Source organism: Alicyclobacillus fastidiosus (assembly GCF_026651875.1).
Lineage (GTDB): Bacteria > Bacillota > Bacilli > Alicyclobacillales > Alicyclobacillaceae > Alicyclobacillus > Alicyclobacillus fastidiosus.
In genome coordinates, this window is the sequence record NZ_CP104069.1 from 39548 (window position 1) to 62553 (window position 23006).

Sequence of the window (23006 nt, forward strand, 5' to 3'; positions counted from 1 at the left end):
TGAGTGCTACCAACACTCTAACGAGGCGCTTGCAACTCCCAGGTGTTAGGGCCACCGGGAAGGTCGCTTATTTGATTTACTGTCGTAATTGTAACCAGTTTTTGTGTTACATGCAACAGGTCAAATATGGCGAATTGGTTCGAATCTTGTACGTTTCAGAACCGACTTCTCGGCTTAGTTTTAGGCTGCGGAGTCGGTTTTTTGTTGTGTCCCAAAATGGAGGACAGACTGATGATGCAACGCAAATTAAAACGAGTTGTCGTTAAGCAGGAACTAGTTGAGTTGACCGGCGATATCTTCAAAGCCATCATTTTGAATCAATTCGTGTACTGGTCAGAGCGCGTGTACGATTTCGACAAGTTGATTAGCGAAGAACGGGAACGGATGAACGAGGAAGGCCAAACGCTAAACATGCATCCAACGGAAGGTTGGATATATAAGAGTGCTGACGAACTGAACGATGAGACGATGCTCGGCATTTCACCAGCCACAATGGGACGTCATATCAAATCACTAATCGATGCTGGATACCTGCTGTCACGTAACAACCCAGAGCACAAATGGGACCGTACAAAACAGTACCGTGTTGATTTTGTAAAGCTATGCGGTGACTTAGCCAAACTCGGATATACCCTAGATGGATATCCATTTTCCACAGAGACAGATGCAAATTTCAATTTGAAAAATGGAGATAGCAATTTGAAAGATCAAGATGTCCAAATTGAAAGAGCAATACCAGAGATTACAACAAAGATTTATACAGAGACTACACACAACAACAATGTTGCTGTTATACAAGAACAAATTGAATCCCATTTGGGTACGTCTATAGCGTCACTATCTAAGCATTTACCAAAGTGGCTTAAACAATACGGTGAGAACAAACTTTTAGACATCGCACGTTACATCGGCAGTACACCAGAGAAGTGGGATAAAAGTATCGTAGGTGCTTATCGTACAGCCGTAACAGAGGACTGGGACGTGTCATCTGCAGGTGGGTATCTGGACGAGCCAGTGCGGGACGAACGATACGGAAACTTTTACGAGCTCTTCCCAGAGGCGTAAGGAGGCAATTTGAATGGTGTATCAAGGGAAAGAAGTACACAGAGGAAACATCGTTACAGTCCATGTTCCGTCTGAACAAATAGGTGTCCAGGGATTCGTGAGCAAAGTAAGTAAAACGATGTGTGATGTAGAAACCGTCGTTGGAAACAAGACAGTCACATATAGGTGTACTTTATCGGGAGATGGGAGTACGCTAATCGGCATACCGGTTGAAACTGAGTAAACACTGTATACTCACGTCCTAAATTAGAACACAATGGGGTAGCTATAATGGCGGGAATGAAGAGCCTGTTTATAAAATGGAACGATTATATAGAGTTCAACGAGTCGTGGATTCGATATAGAGACTACAAATGTCCACCCCACCAAGCGGCACTATATGACGCAAATATCGATAGCCCATTAATTATCGCGGAACTGGGCAAGGAATATGTCCTACGCGACGTAAAAGCTGGATACGTAATATGCACAATACCATTTAACGTGTACAACACGAAAGAATTTGTTGAGTTGGAACGACTATTACATACTAGCACGTTACCAGACGCGCTGTAATAGCTTATAGACGCATTCAGTGGGCTGCATGGTATTTTGCTATTAGGGCTATCCGAAAACGTCTGAGAATCGATTGTATGTGTCCTGTGTAGAACAAAAACCAACATATGTAATACACATCTTGAGCGTTAATCAGTGATTCACTGAAAAAGTAAGTGTATACAATGTGAACAATCAGAGGCCGACTATGTTAGACATACTTCGACACTTTCTCTGTGATATGGTGATTCGGTGTTGAATTTTGGGATGTGTTAGGGGAATTAAGTCACATCATGATAATTAATCTGAAGTATAGCGCCGTGGAAGAACTTCGCAGTCAAATGATAAAGATTGCAGAATATCGAGGAAGCCTTACACATCCCGATGTTATTGCTGCGAGTCAACGCCTAGATGTCTTTATTAACCGTATTCAAGCCAAACACTTTAAGGTGTACCGTTCACGCTACAGTAAGAACAAGAACCAGATTCAACTTTTTTGGCCCAATCACAAGTGCCGAGCGGGACGTCTTTGCCATTTACACGTCGGAACCCTGTTTTGAATACAGTGCTATTGCTGGTTACCTGTTGTAAGGTCTGACAGTGAGTGCAATAAAATATTGCCTGCTGCGTCGTATGTACCACCCTCTTTTTCTGAATTATATATCTTCTTATTCTTACATGTGAATGTATATAGGCTATCTATTTTAGCCATCCTGTTGCTAGACAAGGTATACGGGGTGGTTTTAATGCGCGTCAAATCTGACCCTGCGGCACGATTACGCGTGCTGATGGCTGAACGGGATATAAACACGCAAGAATTGGCGGAGTTGACCGGGTTAAGCGTTAATACAATCTCCTCGTTGAGAAGCGGTCGTGTCAAAACGCCAACCATCGAAAATGCGTATCTCATAGCCGAAGTACTGGGTGTTGAACCGAACACTATATGGCCCAACCGTTGAGATGATACGCACTTTTGGATAATTTCCGACCTTTCTTGCTCACGTTTGGAATCAGGTATACATACCTCATCGGCGTGTGCGTAGCTCGTCAGCCACACGACGATTGTCTTTTCACGGTATATTCTGTTAGCTTGGCAGCACCGCCAGAGCACGGACGACCGTACATTGGGGAATCTATTTCTAATGCTCTGCGACGAAGTGAGCGAACTGGACTGGGCCATCGCATTGAGCCAATTGGTTGAACTTGTAAATGATGTTTCCAAGAAGGCAGGCAAACGACTCTCGAAACTGATTCGCAGTCAACTACAGCGGTGGATCGACGGTTTACCCAGCTATATCAAGGCATATCTCCCTGTTTTGGCCTGCGAAAGTTGAGTTATATAACACTTAAGACTTGGGAGATTTCAAGAAACTCCTCAATTCCGGTGAGGAGTTTCTTACTACGGTGATGCTGTCCGGCAGGTTGGACGTAGCTCTAGTGTAATCTAATTGCCTCTAACGTTCTAGGTCTGGGCCTTGTTGTCGTTGTTGCTGGGCACGGGATTTATGCCTCATTTGTTTTCGCTTGGTTTGGTGCCTTGCTAGGTTCTGAGCTCGTTCAGTCTCTTGACCGAGTTTACGCAAAGAGTCAAAGACACTTAGCTCTTTGTTATCACTTTGAGTACCAGGAAGATGATTAGGCCACCCAGAACGCTCGAGCCCGCGATTGTGCCCAACTTGTAAAGCGTGTGACTGAGCGGCACCTTGCTTTTCTGACTGATGTTCATGAAGCCGTTCACCAGGTCGACCTTGAGCTGGCGCACCTCTTTCAAGGCGTTTTCCAACTCCTGCTCCTTCTTGGTAACGAGAGTGGCCAGACGTTGATTCTGCTCTTGTGCTTTCTTGTCCATCCCGATTAAGAGATGTTTGACGTCCGTGAGTAATTTCTTTCGTTCGGCTTCGCTCTCCGACAATTGCTCGATCACTTTGTCTGTCTTCCCCGAAACCTTGTCGAACCTGGTCTCCAAGACCTCTTGAAAACTCCGGATTTTCCTTAGATGCTCCGATATTTCCTCCAAATAAGATTCGGTCGGTTCCAAAACCTCGGTCACGGGTTGCAGCTGCGCCCTCTCTCTGTCTGCCATGCTCATGCTCTATCGCTCCTTTGGTGTAGCTCTCGCCAAGGGTTTTTCCCCGAACGTACTTCTCTTTTTCGGGATGCAAGAAGCTCACATTTTGGTTTTGTATCTTCATTTCGATGTTGTAGCGGTCTTTGAGATAAGACTTCATGTCGTCCAGGGACTTGGTGTGTTGTTTCGCATCGTCAATCGCTGTGCGCAGCTCGTCTTTCCAAAGCCGTTCTCCACGCTCTACGAGCTTGTACTCAGCTTGGGAAAATCGTTCTTGGGCATAAGGCTCCCGAATGATATCAAGGCCCTTCTCGCGGCACAGCTCGTCCGATTTTTCTCGTATGTTATAGAGCTGTTCCTTGTCCGAATGGTACTTGTGACCATCCTCAAAGGACACCGAATTGATGACTAGATGATTATGTATGTGTTCTCTATCGGTGTGAGTGTACACGGCCACTTCGTGTCCGGGTGCAATCTGTTCCGCCAGGCGTCGGCCTAACTCGTTGGCTTCTCGCGCCGTAATGTTGTCTTCCGGATTGAACGACTGGATGACATGGTGTGCCTGGACACCATCGGTTTTTTCCCACTCTTCCCGCGTCCATTTCATTTGCTCGCGGACATATTCCGGATCGCAATTCACTCCGTCTCGTTCTTCTGCTTTTCTCTCGCAGTAGTTGATGAGACGGTTTGCGTTGCTTGAAGAACGGAGTTTAATAACCGCCATACTTCGTGCAGCTCCTGTCGTGTCTCTTTCAGTTCAACAACTTCGATTGTTCCATCGTGCGAAAGTCGAGTGAGCTGGTTGAGGTTGTTGCCGATGGCCCGGATCTGTTTCCCAATCTCTACCGCTCCGTCACGGTCGATGACCGGTGACTTTACTCGCTGCCGAATGGCCAGTTCGCGAAGGAACGCGGGCACCGTCAGACCGACCTTGTCGGCCTTCCGTTCCAGCCGCTCGAACTCCTCATCCGACAAACGGATGGGCACCATCCGTTGCCGTTTTCGGTTCTCGCTACCCACCAGTCCACCCCCCATCAATCACAAGTTTAACCATAGTAAATATAGAATGGCAAGCTTCGCATTTGGCTATCCGCAGACGTCAGTCATCGCGTTGCTCCCCCTCGTCTGCGTCTATCCAAATGCAGCTTGTTGGGCCTGCCGTCCCAAACCCTGCCTGGTGGCTATCGCCCCCAGACCCCCATGCAACCTAAAAAACGGTCGAATCCAAAAGCGAGATTCAACCGTTTTTTAGGTTAAGTTGCTGGAAGCCAATCAACTATAGTTTTTTTCAAAACATCATGTGTATAATCGGAACGACCGATGGGAAGGGATGAATTGCTTGTTCATATACTTTGATGAATCAGGGGATTCCAATCACTATGTCTTGTCTGCAGTAGGTAGCGATTCTCCATCACAATTGGACAAGATCGTTAAAGCCTTCCGCAAAGAAGTGCGAAAGAGCAGACTCAGTGAAAAAGATAAAACTAAAATTAATAACGATCCGAAGGAACGAGACCTTTACCGGAGTCAACCCGAACTACTGGTGAAATACCTCGATTTGATTCGTTTCGATATCGAAAAACGAAATAAACCGGTCAGGAAAAATGTGAAACTTTGCAGTGCGGTTTACCCCAAAAAGGATCTTGAAATGCTTCTATTTGCAGAAGATCGTATGTTGGTTGTTTACGCTGAGCTTTTCATGGCGATCATTGAACAATTTGTAATCTATAGCTCCGGAGATAACTTAGAAATTATCTTTGATCATTTCAATAAAGCGGAATTGATGAAAGACATTCTGAAGAAACGTATTTCCGAAACATACCCCACATTGGCTTTTACACTTGATTTCGCAGTCGGTGGAGAAAAAGGACAGCATCTAGGCTTATATATTGCCGATATCGCAGCTGGAACTAGTCGAAGATTTGTCGGAAAGGAATCTCCATCGTACTTTCATATGATTAAACCTTTGTTTCTTGGGGATGTTTTAGAGGTTCACTAAAGTAAAAGGGTAGCTCACTAAATAAACCTTTGCGTTACTCCGAGAGGAGCGCCTTACACCGCACATTCGCCGTGAAGTTTATTTAGTGAACTACCCGTTGACCATGCTCCCTTGCGTTACCCTCCAGCAAAGGTAATTAAATCAATACCATTTGGAGGGCGCCTTACACCGCACATTCGCCGTGGAGAACTATGCGTCTAAAGTACAGTATTCTCTGTACACCTGTATTATACACATCTCGCTCTAAAATGTACACGTCTCATACCCGTGTGTTTCATTATAACTGTTCAGGGAGCTCTGTTGTTCTATAGTTACGTAGTCTTGTTGGAGTCCCGCCAACAAAACGCGGATTTACACCGCTAAAATTGGATAATTGTGGACAAATCCTCTAAACCTCTGATTCTCCTTGTTGGACTAATGCCCTCTTGGCGCAATAACAATGCCTTTATATACATCCGCTAAGGGGAGTTATGCATTCTTCTGGGACTAACGCACCCGTATGCGCAATAAACACACTACTAAATTTTCGACGAGCCTAAATGGTTTAGAACATCTTCAACGTAAGCCCTAATTGCACATGGAAGTTTTCAGCTATCGGAGCTTGATTTGGCTATTTATGGGATAAAACAAAGGAGTCAGACGTAAGAGATCAGACCTTGCTTGATTGTGCTTCTCGTGTCAAAGAAAGCCTCCTGGGCGTTGAAGAACATATCTTAATCCGAAAATTTTAGTGCTTTACAATGGCTACTTTCCACCCAAAGATCTCAAAATTATCAACCGACACACATTGGTCATACGCTTTGGGCGAATAGTCGATTCTGTTTTTCCATTTCAAGGCGATTAATTTTCGCCTCTATCCGTTGAATTTTTTAATATGCTTCGATTTCATCTCCACACCCTCTGATATCTAAGGGGAAGCAGTTGCAATGTGCTCCTGCTTCCCCCGAAAATTGCATTACTCTAAATTCGGAGCCAAGTCAAAATGTACTTCTTCCTGTGCCTTTTGAATGACCAGATTCTCGTCACCAGGCATGAGCGGTTTCCCAGTTTTCAGAACATACCGCAGCCACCAGCCAGCCATCCATGAGGTGATCAACGCAAGCATAACCAAAATGGCAAAGAAATTTTCATTGATGATCCCTAGCGCATACGCCGTGGACGAAAGCACAATGCCGGGACCACCTCGTGCATTCATGGCTGCGGCGAAGTTCATGCTCGTTAGTTTGTCTGTCTTGATTAGGCGACACGTGAAATACACAACAACACTCTGGACCACGGTTGCAAAAATCAGATACAAGATAAAGAACCCAACACTGAAGTTCTTCGCCAGGTTCAATTGCATACCGATAATGGCGAAGTACAACGGGATGAAAAACGAGTACGATATCCCAAGTACCCCTTGTTCGAGTTTTTTAAAGACGGGCTCCGGCAAACTGAACTTGGTTGCAACACCTGCCAAAATTGCACCGTACATTACATCGACCTGTAGGTATCCAGCGATATCAGACAGCGCAAACAGGATAACGAGAAAGTATCCTAAGAACGATGAACGAAACAGGAAATTAGCCCGCTTCGAGGTGATTTTCCGAAGTGCCCAAGGAACAACGCCGATGCAAACAATCAGGAATGCAAAGGTGACAACGAGACTCTTGGATACGACCCAAGCGTTAATACCTCCACCGGTTCCACCATGCGCACCCGCGACGATACCGGATGCAATCGCCAGAGCCACCCACAAAATCAGGTCGTGAATACCAGCAATTGCGACAATAATCTTTGCAAACCGCGAGTGCATAATCCCAAGGTCGGCAAAAATCTTAGAAATGACAGGAATGGATGTTACCGCGATGGAAATGGCGACAATGATTTTCAGGGCGACCACGCTGTGATCTGGTCCCAGAAACTGATTGGGATTAAAAACATAGGTTGACAGCCAACCGATAATAAAAGGAATAATGGTGGAACCGATGATGATCGCAATACCGGTTTTCACATCCGATTTCGCAAATCGTGATTGAAACTTTAATCCTGCGGTGTACAAGAGGAGCAACTCGCCAAGGTAGTAAATCAACCCGAAAAGACTGCCTTCTGATGAGAACCCTTGATACAACCAATGAAATGCCGAGGGAAACAATGTACCCATCAATGTGGGACCAAGAATAAGTCCCCCTGCAACTTCCCCGATAACCCGTGGAATCGACAATTTTTCAGCGACATAACCGAGTAAATTTGCAGCCGCCAAAAGGACCACCATGCCAAACAGGAACCGAGCTAAATCCCCTGCTGATAACGTAAACACCCTTTTTCCTCCCCGTATGGTATTGATGCCCAAGACTCGGGCAACTGCAATACCCTATGTGTGAAACGGAGAGTCGTCCAAGGCGAATGTCCGCCTTGGACAAGCGTCCACCATTTTCAGGCTTGAACTTCCACATTGTACCTAGTTTTGTATAAATCGAAATGGCTCCTATAAATCCTCATGAATTGTAGGAGCCATTATCCAATCAGGGGAGTTTAGAGGTGAGCTCCATCACCTTAGGTGCTCACGTTTACTGTCATCATAGTCACATTCACATAATGAGACACGGCATGAGCCAAAGTGGATGCAGTTTACCTCACGAAGTACGATGGAGAATGTCTAAAAACATTCTACTCTGGGCATTTTATCGTGGGTCTTCATAGGTGCCCTTCTTGCGCTATTCTGCCCGTTGATATGAACGACACCTGTCAAGCCCCGTGTCGCGATGGGGTTAAAGGCTCGGCCCGAAGGCAAGGTTCGTCGACGGTTGGCAGACTGATATACGCGGGTTGGTTACCGCGTTTCGTACCTCCGTCAAAGGGCTGCCTCGGACTAGTCACGTGCGTCAGGTTATTACCTTGCACAAACGGGCAACGAGGGTTCCCTGTACCGGATTCCTCTGCCTTCAGGCCCAACCTTTAACCCATTTCTTGAATTGTTTTTTGTGTGCTATCTACTACATTGAGCCAAATAGTTACATAGCCTGCGATGTCTCCATCGCATTCTCTACCTCACATGCAATTGCCCATATGAAACCAAGTAGTTCTCTCGATACCGATGTCACTGCCACATTGTGATGCTTTCCTCTTGATACCATCCTCGTGTATTTCCGGTGTAGCCTGTCCTGTGCTCTCCATGCAATGTCCTGCACTTTCGGACTCTGTCCCTCTTGCCGTTTCTTGATCGCTCTCTTGACCGCTGGCTTATATCTATAGCACCAGGCCGCCTCACCGAGCACTCGTCGTAAGTGGGAATTTCCCGTCTTTGTGATTCCACCTTGCCACCTGGATGAGCCACTCGAGTACTCTCTGGGTACCAAGCCTGCATATGCCATTAACTGCTTTGGATTACGGAACCTCTTAAACTCTCCAATTTCAGCAACCAACGAAGTGGCTACAACTTCTGCCACACCACGTAGCGTTTGCAGTGCCTGAATCACCGGAGCACGCTCACTTTCTGTTGCCTCCAAATGAATAGCAGCCTCTAAACGACTGACTCGCCCGTCGATTTCCTGTAAGTGATGCCGATACTCCTGGAACACGACTTGCTCTCGACGGTCCGTCCAACTCAGTCCATCTAACCAACGCTCATACATCTTTCCCCAAGCTCGAAGCTTGGTTTGTGGACGCCTGTCATGTCTTAGAAGAAACTTTGACAGTTGGTGTCTTGCCCTGAGTCTATCTTCAATGGCATCCTCTCGAGCTCGTACCAAGTCCCGTAATGATTCGTTCTCTTCACTCGGTACAAACACCGAAGTTAACTCCCCAGCTCGGAACAACTGTGCCAGTCGTAATGCGTCACGTTTGTCCGTTTTCACCCTATCCCCCTGTCTGATGGGGATAAGAGAAGGTGCAATAACTGTACAAGACAAATCCATTGCGTGTAACAACCGATAAAGTCCGTACCCAGTTGGACCGGCCTCATAGCAGAATTCCAGCTGAACATCTTCGTCTCCCAATTGACGAACCAGGTTACGGATCGCCTCTACCGTGTGTGGAATCATCCCAACAAACCGAGAATCTTTTCTTCCTTCGTCAGCGACTGCAACTGCGATTTTCTCCTTAGACACATCCAAACCAACAAACTTTGTGGTAGTCTTCATAGTATCGGCTCCTTCGTATGTGGCTCTGCACTGGTTTCTCAAGATTCAGTGTAATCCAAGACCTACGAAATGGGGCCGGTGTCGTTCATTATGACTAGCGCAACAACTCTGGCCCCTAGGGCCACGTCTAATAACGAATGTTACGTCGCCTTTTTTACGTAGTGTAAGGAGGCTGAATGCCCCATGCGAGAGTAATATTACGGAATAAATGAGCTGCTGTGGGCCTGCTGAACTTGATTGAGCCAGTTCGAGAATGCGGAATCCATTTTGATTGCCGGATTCGGTTTGTTAGGCGAAGTAGTTGCTGTATACACATAATCGTTTTTCCCAGGGAACACCACTACTACAGTATATAAAATGAGTCCTGGAATATTGGGGCTAATCAATTCAACACCGATGGATTTCCCGCCTTGCGATGCCGTGACAAAATGTTGTTCTTGCATCGGTTTCATGAATCCTTGAATGACTCTGGTGTTATTCGTTTTATCCAAAACAGGTAACTTATCGTACCTAGGATCACCATTACCAACAATGCGTATTTCAGACACGGTTAGATTCTTGATGTTTGGACCATTAATACCCTTTTTGGAGGTTACCCATGCGGCACCAGTCCACCAATGCGGGTATTGTTCCCTATAAACCCAATCGTGATTTGGTTGCCCAGGAATGTCAAGAATCGGGTCCCCATTAGGCGCTTTTCCTATTTTTGGTCCAATAGATAATGGTATGACCATATCTATTCCATCGTTCGGCCATGAGGTATTTTCTTGGTATCCATTTACTACAGGCAATAGTTTGTAGGATAGATATGGTTCAGCAACAATCGCTAGTAAAACAACGATTCCTAGAATGAACTTGGAGGAACGCTTCATTCTAAAGATGCCTCCACTTCCGTCGATAACAGAACGACAATGTGTCGCTGTTTATAAATTCGTGATTTAAAAAGACGCTCCTCTAAACTATGGAATATTTGGAGCAACATTCCCTTTATATAAAGTACGATACCTTCTATTCAGGCGTTCTCTAAAGAAACACAATGCTATTGTGTTGCATCCATGTTTTTATTGAACTAATGGGCAGTTTAGCGACAAAAGACCGTGGCGTACAAACTGCCCCCATGGCTACCCTGGAGAGAGTGGATTATATTGGCTCCCTAATACCGCTAAATTTTTGCAACGCATCGAAGCAAAGATACAGATACGCCCACTTATTCGACGTGTAAAGTAGCATGTATAACACCGTAGAAAATGATATGTGGTGGGTTTTAGTGCAATATCATCCTCTCTGAACCCCATCTGCTTACACAATTTATACTTCATAAGCTCTTGTCCTACATATGCCCGTAACGGATTTCAAACAAAATGATTATGCTATATCAAGTCTGTGGGACAACCGTCGTACCCCCTCCCCCCAACGCCCTTCGACACCTCCTGTCCCACAGACCCTGCATAATCATCTTGCTTGATAAAGGAGGTTAGATGAGATATGAGCAAAAAGGATGAATTCAAGGATTTACGTCAAGAAATGCTTAAATTGAAGAGCGAGCGCCAGAACCATGGGGAGCAAAATGACAACCAAGACTATGACGTTATAGAACGCATTAAGCTGGCTATTGAACCAGTTTTAACGGCATTCGTTGGTACAGACCATTCTTTAGAGATACAGTCGAATGGGTTACGGGATGTTTATATTGGGTATGCACATGTAAAAGTATGTGGAGTATCCATATCCGCAAAAAATTCAGATAATATAACCGTCCACATTCGTGATGATTCCTTTCCCACTTGTATATATTCAGGTAAATTTAATGAAAACGAAATCAGGAATGCGGTGAAAAATGCATTATTGAAATGGTATAGAACCCTGTAAACAGAGAGAGCAAGCACCTAAAAAAAAGGTGCTTTTTTTTATGTAGTTCTATAAAAAACACACGAATTCATTAGTATATTAGCCTGTCCCTCTCAGAACAAACCTGCATAAGCTGTAGCACCAAACAAAGGAGGTGAAAGAATATGTATGGTTATGATGGTTTTGACGGTCCGAGCATCCTTCGTCGAATCTCTCCTGGTGTAATGGTTGATGTTGTTTTCGACCACACAGGACCAAAGGGTCTGCTAGCAACATTCCTTGGATTTGAATGTGGTAGTGCCTTGTTCTTGGTAGATGATGAAGTGCTGTACATTCAACCGCGTAAAATTCAAGCAATCTCGGTTCATGCGCCTCGAAGAACTTGCTAAGGGATCCATTCTGTAAGTGCCAATAATGATAATAGGGGTACGGACATGAGCCGTACCCCTATTTCGTAATTACACCACAAATCCATTCTGTAAGTGCCAACAAACAGAAGGGTAAAACATAGGAATTTGCGTATGCAATTACAGAAGAAATTTATGTTAAACCGAATTAAATTGTTCCTTCAGCCAAGGCGGCTACCCTCAAAGTCTCTCCACATAGGTTTTAACCGATACGGCTTGTCAATTTTCTACATACGATCCATGTTCAAAACGAACGAGAATTGTATCTCCACACAACCACTGATGAAGGCGATGAAAAGTAGAGGATTCATTCCATTTGGCAGGATTTTGAATCCAATGATTACGTTACGACAACTTCATAAGCAGATGCGGTGAGACAGTATATACGAGAGCTAAATGATGACCTTCATGAAATAAACTATGTGGTTACACTCGACGAGTTTGTCGGTTAAATTTTTTGTTCTCACTATGAACATAAACGCAAGAACCGTTCTGTCGCTAAAGGGGGCGTTAATTTAAGAATGCGAAAGAAACACAATAACATTGTGTTTCTTTGAGTAACCGTGGTCTAGGACTTCTCAAAAAAGTACATTAAGATTCTTGGGTATTAAGTTTTCGTCGTTTAATAATTGAATCTCTGCATTCCTTGATGTAATCCTCATAAGATTGGTCTTCTCTCTTTTTTACTTTGGAACGATTTATTAATTTTTCTACAAATTCTCGTTCGGTACTACGTGTGTAAATTAGATTCCAATCCTCATGCCACAATGATATTGAACGGAGAGTTAGTAACCAAACGACTATGGCAATTATAACGGAGGTTATGGTGCTAGGTTGTAATAGTGGACACAACGAATCGGGAATGTAAGAATAAGGCGATTCGAGGTGAGCCACATGACACAGAAGTACGACAAGGAATTCAAACTTCATGCAGTGCAATTGGCTTTGGAGAGTGGGAAAACGACGAGCCAAGTAGCTCGGGAGCTAGGCGTATCACAAAAGACGTTGTATGGCTGGATGTCGAAATATAAGGAGGATCCGTCCGCCCCGTTTGTTGGGAGTGGGAACCTCAGGTCAGAAGCTCAGACAATTCGTGACTTAGAGCGAGAGCTACGCGATCTTCGAGAGGAGAATGCAATCCTAAAAAAGCTATGTGCATCTTCACCAACGACCGGAAGTAAGGTATAAATTCATCCACAGACACCGCTCCAAATTTTCGGTTGAGAAGATGTGCAAAGTGTTGGGTGTATCTCGGAGCGGGTATTATGCCTGGCGTGAACGACCTGAGAGTAAGCGAGCCAAACGTCGGAAGCGAATAACGAAGCGGATTCATCAGATATTCGTGAAATCCCGTCGTCTTTATGGCAGTCCTAAAATCACGCAGATCCTGCGCCAGGAAGGCGAGCGTGTGGCGCAGAAGACCGTGGCCAAAATCATGCGAGAGAATCAACTGAGGAGCCGTACCGTTCGCAAGTACAAGGCGACCACGTATTCGAACCACGATTATCCGGTACAGGAGAATGTACTGAATCAAACGTTTGTAGCAGAGCGACCCAACCAGGTGTACATGGCAGACATCACCTACATCCCAACGGACGAAGGATGGGTCTACCTGGCTAGCCTAATGGACCTTTATAGCCGTAAGATTGTGGGCTGGCGTGCGGGAGCACGGATGACGAAAGAGCTGTGCATCAGGGCACTGGAGCAGGCATACGAACGCCAAGACCCAACAGAAACCGTGCTGCATCATTCGGATCGTGGGAGCCAATATGCCTCTCATGACTATCAGGACAAGCTGCGAGAATACAAGATGGTCGGTAGCATGAGTCGCAAAGGTAACTGTTTTGATAATGCGTGCATCGAGTCGTTTCACAGCATTATCAAGCGAGAGCTCGTCTATCTGGAAAAGTTCAAAACGAGGGAACAGGCAATCCGGCGGATCTTCGAATACATCGAGGTCTGGTATAACCGGGAACGAGTTCACTCATCAATCGGTTTTCTAACACCGGTTGAATTCGAAAGAAGATATTTCCACGCTATAAGAGCTGCAGCAAGCTGAACGATAACAGGCATCATATCAGAATATTAAAACTTATAATTTCTCTGTTTTGGGGTGTCCATTCTATTGACTTAATACCATTAATATTGTCCCAATAATCCATGTCCATTTATGGGATACTTGCAAGTTGGTTGCACCTTGCACTAAAGTCCCCGTAAATTGTCCGAAGAACCCTGAAACTAGGAGAGATATTGCAAATTTTGCTTCAATGGATGCACCTATACCATTTTTCACCGTATGTGGATTGGATCCTAAATAAGCGCCACTTTGTGTAGACAACTCAGATGGTTTTTGCCTAAGTACTGAGCGTGCTAGTAATATACCTCCACCAACGTCGAGCACTAAACCGCATATAGCTAGAATGTAACCCGAATTTATTGAAGAGGATGGAGTACTACTGTTGTGGGTAATTTTACCTACACTTCCCCAATGTATATTCATCAAGACTGGAATAGCGATGTAAAGCATTATCAACAAGAATATAAGTGCGGTATATCGCTCTGAATCTTTTTTGAATACTTTCGTCAGTCCTCCTATTAACAATTTTGCAATATAAGATACAAACATAGCCATTATCATACATGCAGAAATAAATATAATTACTGACATAATTAACAGGACTATAAGGTCTCCGGTTGCTGTAACCCAATTTTTTGTGTGTACAATCGGTGCTTTAGTCACGGTATTAAATACCGATAGATATGTATAGGTTGCTAGGAATTCCATGGTTTTGGAGCTCTTCAAAAGAAAAATAAATAATGTACTGACGTAGCAGCCAATTGACATGGCCTTTACAAAAACATCTTTGTGATCTTGATCCAATTTATCACGAAACTCTGAGAGAATTACTAGTGCTAAACGTCCGGGAAGGGTAAACCAACTCTCTATTTTATCACCCATTAAACATTCACCTTTTCCAATTTATTCAGTAATGTATGTTACTAGATTTGTTATACGTGGTCACGGATAAATACGAAGCATTTTTTAATTCGTAACCATCCCTACCGTCTCACAAAAAGAAACACAAGTGATTTGTGTTTCCACCAAAAAAGCACAGGATCGAGGAGGAAATCCATTGATCCTGTGCTTTTTATGCGGGCTTCCTTAAAGAAACACAATAGAGTTGTGTTTCTTTCACTCTTGGACTAATTGAACGGGGACAAGGCCGTTCCTTCTCGTCCGGGCAGTAGGGCCAACGGACTGGTAGAGCACCAGGCCGGTGACGCCGAGCACCAGGCAGATGATCGCCATCCCCCAGGCGGGTACGATAGTGCCCAGAGCGACACCGAGCGACGTCATCAGGCGAGTCCCCTGGAACGTCATTCCATTAACTGCTACGTACGCGCTGCGTGTGTCCTCTGGGGCCAGGTCACCGAGATACGCCTGGCGCACGGATACAGACGTAACTTCACCGACCGTCGCGAACAGCATCGCAATGAGTGCCACCAACGGGGTCGACGTTACCGTAATGACGCTGTATCCCAAGGTCTGCAGAAGAACGCCTACCAGCAGCACACTGCGATCAGATCGGTATTGTGCGATGCGGGTTGCGGCTGTGATCAGCAGGACGACCAGCAGAGTGTTTTCGGTTTGCAGCCAACCAAGCAATCGGATGCCGTCCACAGAGACCACCAGATGGTGCCAGAAAGACAACGATTGAAGCGGGACAGTTTGGGCCAAGTGGATCCCGATATAGTTTTGCATCTGAAATTCGCCATACATGGCAAACAGGCCAGCCAGGATGTAGCGAATGAACGCTTTATCCCCCAGCACCCGCTGGTAGCTCTGAAACATGCCACGGATCGGGTGAATGGGCTGCTGCGCCGACGGCGACGGGACATAGGTTTCCTGGATGACAAAGATGGTTGTTACCCATGATCCCAGAACAACCAACGACATAGCGCCGAACAACTCGAATCGATAAGACTCGAACAGGAGCGCACCAACACTGGTGCCAATGGCCATAGTCAAATTGTTGATCCAGTAGAAGATCCCGTACATCAGTTGACGATTTTTGGATGTTGTGACGTCCAGCAACATCGCTTCATCGGCAGGACCGTACACACCCCAGCAGATGTTGGTGAGTAGAAATGCGGCGAGTGTGATCACGGGTTCGTTGACCCACGGGCTATTGGCGATGGCCATAGCCACATAAGCTAGTAGGAACGTTGCCTCTGCCCAAATCATGATTTTGCGACGCCCAATGCGATCTGCGTAATACCCGCCAACCGCTCCGCTCAGGACGCTGGCCACGACGCCCGCAGCCAGGGCCAAGCCGGTCAGTGACTCACTAAAGTTATGCGCAAAATAAATCGCCATGAAAGGCATGGTGGTGGACTGAACAAGGCCAAAGGAAAAACTGACGACGATGCGGATTTTTACGTTTCGATGAAAGTCTCGAAATCTCAAGCACTCCACTCCTTACGTGGTGCATTTGATGCAAGCGACTCACGGCGACGGATGATAGTAGGACCGAGCTCGTGTTGAAAAGGCAACTTGTAGATTTCATTGGGTATTAAAAAAGCCACAGGCTGATTGCACCCGTGGCAACAAAACAAAAAGACGCCACGGGTCGATTAGCCCGTGGCGTCAGGAATCTGTTGGTTCAAATCATCCGATGAGCCCAGGCAAGACATTCTGTGTATACAGTTCGGTGTGCCCTGCAACGTGAATAACTGTACGCATCTTGCCCTCGCTCCTTTCATGTTGAATGCGAAAGTATCGTAACATGGAACCAAATTTTTCACAAGAAGGAAATGAATTAATAGGAAGAGGTCTGGCTGTCTGATGGCGGTGACAGGATTCTAGCTGGATCTGTCGGGCGCGCAATCAGGGATTCGGCGGCATCGAGCTTTTTAGAGAAAATTATTGAATGCCTCTACTTTGTTCATAATGGAATAAAATAGTCCTTAAGCTTTAAATTTACTAAAAAGAGATTCAATTGAACAGACGAATGTCGATGCCTAGACATCATCGCTCGATATTCTATTAAATTGCTAGAACGAAAGAAACACAATTACTTTGTGTTTCTTTTGTTATATGCTTTCTATGTCCAAAACGGTATCTTAATCAACTTAAGACGAACCCAAAGCAACAGGTCGCTTCCGTCCAAACTCCTGGGGCGGAAGAAACGAACCTGCCGTCACGAACTAAAATTGTGTAATAATGTTAAAACCCTTCGTCCGATAGTTGGTCATATTATCGAAAACCTCATTTACATCCTCCAGAGTCACTTCCCGCTCGACAATGGACTTTGGATTTAGTCGACCTTGTGAAACGAGGTTCAGCAATCCGCGATAAGCCGGATGTGGATTGCCAAGACTCCCGACGACCTCCAGCTCCATGGCTGTGATGGCATCGATGGGCAGTGCAACCATACCTCCCTCTTCCGATGTAGTTAGTCCGATCTGAACGTGGCGCCCTCCTTTACGAAGAGACAAGACGGAATTAAGAATTGTGTCCTTAACACCGAGGGCGTCTATACCTACATGTGCCCCACCCTTTGTAATTTCCTTAATAGCTTCCGGAACGTTACTGGACCGTGCATTGACAACGGCCACGGCGCCTTCCTGTCTTGCCTTCTCAAGTTTTTCATTGTCGATATCGACAGCGATAACCTGAGCACCAACGGCGTTCGCAGTCTGAATAGCTGATAGACCGACACCTCCCGCTCCTTGCACTGCCACCCACTGACCTGGTTGGACATGGCCACGCATGACTCCGTGATAGCCTGTCATAAAACGGCAGCCAATCGCCGCAGCGGTCGTCGAGTCAACGTTTTCCGGCAACTGAATGAGATTGAAGTCTGCATCCCGAACAATGACGTACTCAGCATAACTTCCATCCCAGCTGAACCCATAAATTGCGGTGCTGTCACATAGATTTGGAACACCCGAGTGGCAGTATTCACAATGGCCGCAACCATAGTGGAACGGAACGGTCACTTTCTCTCCGCCCTTAAATCCTTTTACTTCCTTACCTACTGCAACGACCTCACCGCCAAATTCATGTCCCGGTATAATAGGAAGTTGTGGGGATAACCCCACCCAAGCCCAGTCTCCCATCCATCCGTGCCAGTCACTTCGGCATATTCCACTCGCCTCTACACGAATGACAGCATCTCCAGGTCCAGGGGTTGGATCCGGTACTCGCTCGACAATTACGGGCTTACGGAATTCGTGAATACGCGCTGCTCTCATTGACTCAACCACCTTTTAAGAAATGTGATGTGACTCGACGATGATACAACGAATAGCGAAAACGCTTACAAGAACAGGGAGGAATCGCGGATAACAGATTATATAAGTGCTTATCGGGGAAAATGAATCAAAATAGGGCACCGCAACTACGTCCAGATGGTGCATTTTCGTAGCTCCAATAATCGGTGCCGATACAGGCCGTTTTTGCAGCACCCATGCGAGTACAATCTGTGCTCGCGGAACGCCTTACTCACCAAATCGGTATGTCTTCTGGTTCTGGTACAAAAACGGCAGGCATGCTAGTATTGTCCGGATAAACTTCAGGGATGAGGCAGTTATGGTATGAATGCGTTCAAATGGAAGCACTTCGAATCTCATATTATCCTGACGGCGGTTCGGTGGTATTTGCAATACAGCTTAAGCTACCGGGATATCGTCGAACTGCTCAAGGAAAGAGGAGTTCAGGTTTCTCATACGACTATTATGCGGTGGGTTCACCAGTATGGTCCCGAGATCGATAAACGCATTCGTCGTTTCTTGAAGCCAACTAGCGATTCCTACAGGGTTGACGAAACCTATATTAGAGTGAAAGGACAATGGAAATATCTTTATAGGGCGGTGGATTCTAATGGACAAACCATTGAATTCATGCTGTCTGCGAATCGAGATGTCCTCGCCGCAAAGCGATTCTTTAAAAAGGCGATATCTTCCCCACACAATCAGGCGCCACGAGTTATCACCGTGGATAAAAACCCTGCGTATCCTCCGGCACTACAGCAATTGAAATGCGAAACGGTCATACCTCAAGCAACCGTAATGCGGCAAACGAAATATCTGAATAACATTGTTGAACAAGACCATCGATTCATCAAGAAGATGACGAACCCGATGTTGGGGTTCAAATCGTTTCAGTCTGCTGAGGATACACTCAAGGGAATTGAGGCTATGCATATGTTGAGGAAGGGACAGGTCAAGTTACAGCACTCGCCTGTCTCTAACGTCGCGGAGTTCATCAATCACCTGTTTGGTTTATCTGCATAATCGAAAAGATGATAGTGGCTCAGACTCTATTGCTCATAATCTTTGCACCAGAACCGAAGAAGGAGACTGAATACGTCCTTGGAACCGGTAGTACGAGTTTTTCATTGCTCAAAAGACGGCAGTGCACAAGAAAATGAGGCCAAAGCAGACGATGGTATATCATCTCGCCAGACCTCTAAGTCTCAAATGCCTCGTCAGAAAATGGGCGTAATCGCCACTGTCCATGTGCTGCTTATTGGTCGCGTTTCGTGATCGACAAACGGAATTCCGTCGCCGCTATACCCTTCTGTCATTCTGTGTGGCATGGCGATACACATGGACAGTGGATGTTTATCCTACGAATCATTGCTTATTGCCCCTGTACAACCTGTCTTTAGATATAAAAGCCGTTTCGCGGTTGGTTTTTGTCCCATATGGTACATCACTTACAAACGTAGGGGGGTGTATCAACTATGGACGGATGCTTTGGCGCATATACCCGTTGGGCAGTGGTGTTTCTAATCATCTTTGTGCTGTTCATTCTGCTTGTTCCTTATTATGGAGGACAGTATTAATCAATTACCAAGCCCTCGAATACACTAACTGTGGTTTCCTGGGTTGATACACTCTATGTAAGAACACAAGACAGGTGTTGGCTGCCTTGTGTAAAAATTGCATTAGACGCTAGCGGCGTTAATTCGATTGATGTTGAGCCGTGTCAACCCAGGGAAGCCATCAAAGCGACTCAGTAAGACAGCGCCCCCTTGAAATCCCTGAAAAACTCCTGTTGCAGGTGGGCGGGAGTCATATTGGATCGTGACATATGTGCCGAGAGACAACCGTCTGAAAAAGAAAATTAAATCCCAGTAACTCACGCTAATTCCCCTCATTTCGTATAGGTATAAGCCATTCAGTTTGACTTACTTTGACTTATTAGAAATGTATTCAGTGTGCGAAAAAACGCTTGTACGAGTGTAGGTATGATAGAAAAATTAGGAGGAAAGTCATGATGATGGTTTAGCACATGGGGTGTATGAGCCAATGGGGAACAGCTACTTAACTGCTCTGAGGGAATCTTAAAGGTAGAAGCCTATGGAAAGGAAAGGGAGGGAACGAGCATGAAACGCGTTCCCTTCCACAAGGGTCCTAATTCAATACGGACGACGACCTGCATAGCCTGGGCATCCCGGGTCAACAACAACGTTTCGTGTCATCGGTACGTAATAGTGCCGTGGCACATTCACAATGACGTGTCTGTTTACGGTTACCATTGGATGTACGTAAGGAACCTCCCGTGGAATATAGCAATTCCGAACACAATAATGAGGAGGACACGTAATCGGAGGACAATTCATGGCATACACCCCCCCCCCATAAATTTTAAATACAAATCAATAACCATATCCGGCTCCATAACCGCCGTACCCGCACGGTGTTGCGGCAGCTGCAGTATAACCGCCATAAGCAGGGACTAGCAGGAAGAACAGAACAAAAATAATGAGGAACACAACCGCCCAGTGAGTGTATCCACCAAATACCCCGTACATAACCTTCCCCCCTAAAGTCAGTGTCAGATTAAAATTATGTCTACATGATTGTCCTTCCTAACGGCAAATGACACTGTGAATTCACCCATAAGTGGAGTTTAAAAGCCCGCAAAACACAAATCACGAAGACTACATAACCGTGTCTGCAGAAGTAGTTCGTAAAGCAAGACGACATATGAGTGGTTCAAATAGCTGCGTTCTTCGTAAATCATCTAATAACTAGGGCTAATTTGCTGAGTCATATGACCTTCGACAGGACAAACATCCAAACGTAAATGTAAATGGACACTGAACTGTGGAGGGAAAGCTTATGTACGGAGCATTTGGTGGATATACCCGATGGGCTGTAGTGTTCTTAATTATCTTTGTTCTGTTCTTCTTACTTGTACCAGCCGTTGGTTATGGTGCAGCTACCAGCTGTGGGGGAGCATACTAATAACTCGTTCCTGGATATGTGCCAACACAAACCGGTTGCACAACGACTCCAGCATATTAAACCAATAATAAGGAGGAATTGTCCATGTATGGAGCTTTTGGAGCATATACACAATGGGCGGTCGTGTTCTTGATTATCTTTGTTCTGTTCTTCTTGTTTGTACCAGCCGTTGGTTATGGCGCAGCTACCAGCTGTGCTGGAGCATACTAATAACTCGTTATTGGATATGTGCCAACACAAACCTGTTGTACAACGACTCCTGCTTATTAAACTAAGTTAAGGGAGGAGGAGGACTATGCACCCTTTGTATCCTGTTGCACGTCGAATGGTGGGGCGTTCGGTCGTGGCTCACCATGTTAATGGGAGAAAGTACACAGGTGTTTTGCAGTCCGTGACTCCATCTGGGATCTACTTGCTTCCGAGTACGGCGGCTGTCAGTTTCAACAACAACGAGGAGAGTTCAGTGGAACTTTCTATCCAAAAAGGTGTTCAGGACGGTAAAGCAAGTTTAGTATATGCACCTGCCGCTTATTTTGGCTTCGGCGCACTGACTGGGCTTGCGCTCGGTGGATTGGCTGGGGGATATTACTGGTAATCAAGAACATCATCAAGGGACTACATCCTAAGTGTAGTTCCTTGATTTCATAACAAAAAATAAAACCTTAATTTGATGCGGGATCTCACTCGCATCATCTATCGCAAAATATCTTATATTCCATGGCTTATTGACACTCGCTCGCATACAAAATACCCGCTCGGTCTGCATGGACAAGACAACAAATACAAGAGATCACAGCACTCACGTCGAGGTAATAAATCTTGTCACTCGCTAGAATAAGCTTGTTTGTCTGAATAGACTGCTTCCTTCGGTTCTAGTGAGCAAAACAACATACAGACACGTACCAGAGCCTCCAAGACGGCTTCTGCACAGGCGATACGTACATCAGGGTAGTATGCTATCCAACACTTAGGCCATAAACCGTGACTCGCTGTATATACCCCATCATAAGATATCGTGTGACATGCATTAACCTCAATTGGGGGTGTCCCAAAAGTCAATTTTGGATTTTTGAAGCCCCACTTTGATTAAGAATTCCTTAAAACAAAAAGCCTCCATCTCCACTTTCACTGTGGATTTTGAGGCTTTTCTATATGATGTTGGGACTGGAAGATTTGGTACGACCCTTTTGGGACAGCCCCTTTTTTGTCTTGGTCTGTTCACTCTCAACACCACTTAAAAAATTGCGGCGGCAGTTGTACCTGGGCATTCGCCCGTTTCCAATCTGGATTTCTGCCCATACAATACCAGGGCATTAGGAACTGGAGACAAAGAGGAGTTGGATCGATGGATAAGAGGAAGCAATCTTCTCGGTACGTAGTGCTTGATTTAGGGAATAGAATTTCCACTGATCTGTTGGCAACACCTTGTTCAATGTCCCTTGAGGTTCAAAGATCGCAAATTGATGGGTATCCCTATAGTCGCTTTAGCGTGAAAAAAGTAATTCCTTGTACGTTTAAAAAAGGCAAGTTGTATAAGTTGTGATCGTTACATCCGTCCTAACCATTGTTGGACTAGTGGGTATTATGTTTGCACGCTGGAAAATAAGGGATCAGGTTCTAAAACGCGCAAACCGTGATAAGTCATCAGGGGAAGGAAAGAAGGGGCTATAGTCTTTAGCCTGGGGTAGAGGCATAACACATGG

At 45.5% G+C, this 23006-nt stretch carries 20 protein-coding genes, 3 pseudogenes and 1 riboswitch; of the genes and pseudogenes, 12 read left to right on the forward strand and 11 right to left on the reverse strand.

Going from position 1 to position 23006, the window contains the following annotated elements; all coding sequences use genetic code 11:
- Nucleotides 1–231 precede the first annotated feature (231 nt).
- The 4 genes and pseudogenes from NZD89_RS29040 to NZD89_RS29050 all read left to right on the forward strand — a co-directional run.
- Nucleotides 232–1065 (forward strand): helix-turn-helix domain-containing protein, encoded by an 834-nt coding sequence (locus NZD89_RS29040; protein WP_268008834.1) that lies wholly within the window; start codon nucleotides 232–234, stop codon nucleotides 1063–1065.
- Between the two features lie 875 nt (nucleotides 1066–1940).
- On the forward strand, nucleotides 1941–2159 hold the full coding sequence (locus NZD89_RS29045; protein WP_268008898.1) for an aspartyl-phosphate phosphatase Spo0E family protein: 219 nt from the start codon (nucleotides 1941–1943) through the stop codon (nucleotides 2157–2159).
- 228 nt (nucleotides 2160–2387) lie between these two features.
- A complete protein-coding gene (locus NZD89_RS29955) occupies nucleotides 2388–2558 on the forward strand; it encodes a helix-turn-helix domain-containing protein (protein ID WP_369125290.1) in 171 nt (56 codons plus the stop codon).
- A gap of 84 nt (nucleotides 2559–2642) precedes the next feature.
- Nucleotides 2643–2933 (forward strand): annotated as a pseudogene (locus tag NZD89_RS29050) (IS4 family transposase); the annotation flags it as partial.
- Nucleotides 2934–3196: 263 nt separating this feature from the next.
- Here the strand turns inward: NZD89_RS29050 and NZD89_RS29055 are convergent.
- Nucleotides 3197–3688 carry a hypothetical protein gene (locus NZD89_RS29055; protein ID WP_268008835.1) on the reverse strand — a complete coding sequence of 164 codons (492 nt, stop codon included), beginning with the start codon at nucleotides 3686–3688 and terminating at the stop codon, nucleotides 3197–3199.
- Between the two features lie 85 nt (nucleotides 3689–3773).
- On the opposite strand from NZD89_RS29055, the gene NZD89_RS30195 reads away from it, so the two are divergent.
- Nucleotides 3774–4079, forward strand: coding sequence for a hypothetical protein (locus NZD89_RS30195; RefSeq protein WP_268008836.1), 306 nt, complete (start codon nucleotides 3774–3776; stop codon nucleotides 4077–4079).
- On the opposite strand, the pseudogene NZD89_RS30200 reads toward NZD89_RS30195, so the two are convergent.
- Together NZD89_RS30200 and NZD89_RS29065 are read right to left on the reverse strand one after the other, a co-directional pair.
- Nucleotides 4029–4391 (reverse strand): annotated as a pseudogene (locus NZD89_RS30200) (relaxase/mobilization nuclease domain-containing protein); the annotation flags it as partial. The gene NZD89_RS30195 and the pseudogene NZD89_RS30200 sit on opposite strands and share 51 nt — an antisense overlap.
- Entirely contained in the window at nucleotides 4304–4687 is a 384-nt protein-coding gene (locus NZD89_RS29065) for a plasmid mobilization protein (protein ID WP_268008838.1), read from the reverse strand. The gene NZD89_RS29065 and the pseudogene NZD89_RS30200, both read right to left, overlap by 88 nt.
- 319 nt (nucleotides 4688–5006) lie before the next feature.
- Between NZD89_RS29065 and NZD89_RS29070 the strand changes: the two genes are divergently transcribed.
- Nucleotides 5007–5666, forward strand: coding sequence for a DUF3800 domain-containing protein (locus NZD89_RS29070; protein WP_268008839.1), 660 nt, complete (start codon nucleotides 5007–5009; stop codon nucleotides 5664–5666).
- A 955-nt stretch (nucleotides 5667–6621) separates the two neighbouring features.
- On the opposite strand, the gene NZD89_RS29075 is transcribed toward NZD89_RS29070, so the two are convergent.
- The 3 genes from NZD89_RS29075 to NZD89_RS29085 all read right to left on the reverse strand — a co-directional run bounded on the left by NZD89_RS29075 (nucleotide 6622) and on the right by NZD89_RS29085 (nucleotide 10659).
- The gene (locus tag NZD89_RS29075; RefSeq protein WP_268008840.1) at nucleotides 6622–7965 is read right to left on the reverse strand and encodes a cation:proton antiporter; all 1344 of its coding nucleotides are present in this window, start codon (nucleotides 7963–7965) and stop codon (nucleotides 6622–6624) included.
- A 181-nt stretch (nucleotides 7966–8146) separates the two neighbouring features.
- A riboswitch (Fluoride riboswitch) is annotated at nucleotides 8147–8210 on the reverse strand.
- A 449-nt stretch (nucleotides 8211–8659) separates the two neighbouring features.
- Nucleotides 8660–9787, reverse strand: coding sequence for an IS110 family RNA-guided transposase (locus NZD89_RS29080; protein ID WP_268006840.1), 1128 nt, complete (start codon nucleotides 9785–9787; stop codon nucleotides 8660–8662).
- 197 nt (nucleotides 9788–9984) lie between these two features.
- Nucleotides 9985–10659, reverse strand: coding sequence for a hypothetical protein (locus NZD89_RS29085; protein ID WP_268008841.1), 675 nt, complete (start codon nucleotides 10657–10659; stop codon nucleotides 9985–9987).
- Between the two features lie 613 nt (nucleotides 10660–11272).
- On the opposite strand from NZD89_RS29085, the gene NZD89_RS29090 reads away from it, so the two are divergent.
- From NZD89_RS29090 to NZD89_RS29100, 3 genes are all read left to right on the forward strand, one after another.
- Nucleotides 11273–11656: a hypothetical protein gene (locus NZD89_RS29090; RefSeq protein ID WP_268008842.1), complete on the forward strand. Its 384-nt coding sequence runs from the start codon at nucleotides 11273–11275 to the stop codon at nucleotides 11654–11656.
- 143 nt (nucleotides 11657–11799) lie between these two features.
- Nucleotides 11800–12024, forward strand: a complete 225-nt coding sequence (locus NZD89_RS29095; RefSeq protein WP_268008843.1) for a hypothetical protein — start codon at nucleotides 11800–11802, stop codon at nucleotides 12022–12024.
- A 912-nt stretch (nucleotides 12025–12936) separates the two neighbouring features.
- Nucleotides 12937–14101, forward strand: a protein-coding gene (locus NZD89_RS29100) for an IS3 family transposase (RefSeq protein WP_268006973.1) whose coding sequence is annotated in 2 segments (ribosomal slippage) — nucleotides 12937–13193 and nucleotides 13192–14101 — 1167 coding nt in all. Because the reading frame shifts where the segments join, the coding sequence is not laid out codon by codon here.
- A gap of 63 nt (nucleotides 14102–14164) precedes the next feature.
- On the opposite strand, the gene NZD89_RS29105 is transcribed toward NZD89_RS29100, so the two are convergent.
- The 4 genes and pseudogenes from NZD89_RS29105 to NZD89_RS30205 form a co-directional block, all read right to left on the reverse strand.
- Nucleotides 14165–15001 carry a hypothetical protein gene (locus NZD89_RS29105; protein WP_268008844.1) on the reverse strand — a complete coding sequence of 279 codons (837 nt, stop codon included), beginning with the start codon at nucleotides 14999–15001 and terminating at the stop codon, nucleotides 14165–14167.
- A gap of 234 nt (nucleotides 15002–15235) precedes the next feature.
- A complete protein-coding gene (locus tag NZD89_RS29110; protein ID WP_268008845.1) occupies nucleotides 15236–16510 on the reverse strand; it encodes an MDR family MFS transporter in 1275 nt (424 codons plus the stop codon).
- Nucleotides 16511–17250: 740 nt separating this feature from the next.
- Nucleotides 17251–18300 (reverse strand): zinc-dependent alcohol dehydrogenase family protein, encoded by a 1050-nt coding sequence (locus NZD89_RS29115; protein ID WP_268008847.1) that lies wholly within the window; start codon nucleotides 18298–18300, stop codon nucleotides 17251–17253.
- Nucleotides 18301–18315: 15 nt separating this feature from the next.
- A pseudogene (locus NZD89_RS30205) lies at nucleotides 18316–18546 on the reverse strand (hypothetical protein); the annotation flags it as partial.
- A gap of 96 nt (nucleotides 18547–18642) precedes the next feature.
- Here NZD89_RS30205 and NZD89_RS29125 point away from each other — a divergent pair.
- A complete protein-coding gene (locus NZD89_RS29125) occupies nucleotides 18643–19341 on the forward strand; it encodes an IS6 family transposase (protein WP_268008848.1) in 699 nt (232 codons plus the stop codon).
- A 1370-nt stretch (nucleotides 19342–20711) separates the two neighbouring features.
- Here the strand turns inward: NZD89_RS29125 and NZD89_RS29130 are convergent.
- A complete protein-coding gene (locus NZD89_RS29130) occupies nucleotides 20712–20867 on the reverse strand; it encodes a hypothetical protein (RefSeq protein WP_268008849.1) in 156 nt (51 codons plus the stop codon).
- A 520-nt stretch (nucleotides 20868–21387) separates the two neighbouring features.
- Here NZD89_RS29130 and NZD89_RS29135 point away from each other — a divergent pair.
- Both NZD89_RS29135 and NZD89_RS29140 read left to right on the forward strand, forming a co-directional pair.
- Nucleotides 21388–21513, forward strand: coding sequence for a hypothetical protein (locus NZD89_RS29135; RefSeq protein WP_268008850.1), 126 nt, complete (start codon nucleotides 21388–21390; stop codon nucleotides 21511–21513).
- A gap of 85 nt (nucleotides 21514–21598) precedes the next feature.
- Nucleotides 21599–21898 carry a hypothetical protein gene (locus NZD89_RS29140; RefSeq protein ID WP_268008851.1) on the forward strand — a complete coding sequence of 100 codons (300 nt, stop codon included), beginning with the start codon at nucleotides 21599–21601 and terminating at the stop codon, nucleotides 21896–21898.
- Nucleotides 21899–23006 lie beyond the last annotated feature (1108 nt).